General features: G+C 67.2%; 2 protein-coding genes. Both read left to right on the top strand.

Going from position 1 to position 2,021, the window contains the following annotated elements; genetic code table 11:
* A partial coding sequence (locus JHD07_RS03145) for an efflux RND transporter permease subunit (RefSeq protein WP_291618831.1) occupies nt 1-1,735 on the top strand: 1,735 nt, incomplete at its 5' end.
* Nucleotides 1,735-2,021: efflux RND transporter permease subunit (locus tag JHD07_RS03140; RefSeq protein ID WP_291618830.1), on the top strand; the 287-nt coding region annotated here is incomplete at its 3' end. The genes JHD07_RS03145 and JHD07_RS03140, both read left to right, overlap by 1 nt.

The raw sequence follows: 2,021 nt of genomic DNA, 5'->3' as shown, positions 1-2,021 counted from the left end.
GACCTCGGCCGTGGTGTCGCTGACGCTGACGCCGATGATGTGCGCGCGCCTGCTCAAGCATGCCCACGAGGAGCTGGCGGTGCCGGGACTGGCCGCGGTCAGCCGCTTCATCGACCGCACGGTCGAGGCCTATCACAGATCGCTTCTGTGGGTTCTGGAACGCCAGCGCGCCACGCTGGTCGTGACCTTCGTGACGCTGATCGCAACGCTGGTACTCTATGTCGTGGCGCCCAAGGGCTTCCTGCCGCTGCAGGACACCGCCTCGATCACGGCCGTGACGGAGGCGGGGCCGGACGTGTCCTTTGCGGAGATGACGAGACGGCAGACGGAGGCGGCGGAGGCGATCAGGGCTGACCCTGATGTGCTCGGCGTGGTCTCGGTGATCGGTGCCGGCTCGGTCAACCCGACCACCAATGTCGGCCGGCTCGTCATGAGCTTGAAGCCGCGCGGCGAGCGGCCTGACGATGTCGCGGGCGTCGTCGCCCGGTTGAAGCAGCGGGTCTCGGACATCCCCGGCATGACCGTCTATTTCCAGCCGGTGCAGGACGTGCAGATTTCGACCCAGTCGAGCCGCTCGCAATACCAGTACACGCTGACCGGCACCGATGCGGCGCTGGTCTCGGAATGGTCGCGCAAGCTGGTTGCGGAGATGCGGCGCGATCCCCTGTTTCGCGACGTCTCCTCCGAGGCGCAGGAGGGCGGCCTGCGCGCGCAGCTCGACGTCGACCGCACTCGCGCCGGCCAGCTCGGCGTCAACCTCCAGGCCATCACCGACACGCTGAACGACGCCTTCGCGCAGCGGCAGATCTCGACCATTTACGGGCAGGCCAACCAGTACCGGGTGGTGCTGGAGGCGCTGCCGATGTACCAGCGCGATCCCTCGATCCTGTCCAAGCTCTATCTGCCGGGCGCTGCCAGCACCACCGCCGGCGCACCCGCCGCTCAGGTGCCACTGTCCGCCGTGGCGACGCTGAAGCGGACCACCGCGCCGCTTGCGATCTCGCACCAGGCGCAATTCCCTTCCGTCTCGCTCAGCTTCAACCTGGCGCCCGGCGCGGCGCTCGGTGACGCCGTCGAGGCGGTGAAGACCATCGAGACGCGGATCGGCATGCCCAACAGCATCGTCGGGATCTACGCCGGCGATGCCGCCGAATTCGCCAAGGCGCTCGCCGGTCAGCCCTGGCTGCTGCTCGCCGCGGTGATCACGATCTACATCGTGTTGGGGGTGCTCTACGAGAGCTACGTCCATCCGATCACGATTCTGTCGACGCTGCCATCGGCCGGCGTCGGCGCGATCCTCGCGCTGATGCTGTGCGGTCAGGATCTCTCGGTGATCGGTCTGATCGGCATCATCCTCTTGATGGGCATCGTCAAGAAGAATGCGATCATGATGATCGACTTCGCGCTCGAGGCCGAGCGCCGGCAGGGCATGTCGCCGAACGAGGCGATCGTGCAGGCGTGTCTGTTGCGCTTTCGTCCCATCATGATGACCACGCTTGCGGCGCTGTTCGGCGCGCTGCCGCTCGCGATCGAGAGCGGCACCGGCGCCGAGCTGCGCTTCCCGCTCGGGGTCTCCATCATCGGCGGCCTGCTGCTGAGCCAATTGCTGACGCTCTACACCACGCCCGTGATCTATCTGGCACTCGACCGCATCAGCCGCCGGCTCGAACAGGCGGTGCCGCCGGCTGAATCCGGCGGCCCGCCGGTCGCCGGCGCCACCGAGGGCATGCAGTAATGCCATCGATCTCGGAGCCCTTCATCCGCCGCCCGGTTGCGACCACGCTGCTGTCGATCGGGTTGTTCCTGCTGGGTGCCGTCGCCTATCATTTCCTGCCCGTCGCCTCGGTTCCGAATGTCGATTTCCCCGCCATCTTCGTCTCGGCCAGCCGGCCCGGCGCCGACCCGTCCGTGATGGCGGCCACGGTCGCCTCGCCATTGGAGCGGCGGCTGGGTGAGATCGCGGGCATCAACCAGATCACCTCGACTTCGACCCTCGGCACCACCAGCATCCAGCTCCAATT

The organism is Bradyrhizobium sp. (assembly GCF_016462955.1).
Classification (GTDB): Bacteria; Pseudomonadota; Alphaproteobacteria; order Rhizobiales; family Xanthobacteraceae; genus Bradyrhizobium.
Note: the sequence above shows the minus strand (reverse complement) of the source record. Positions and strands in the feature narration are given on the sequence as shown.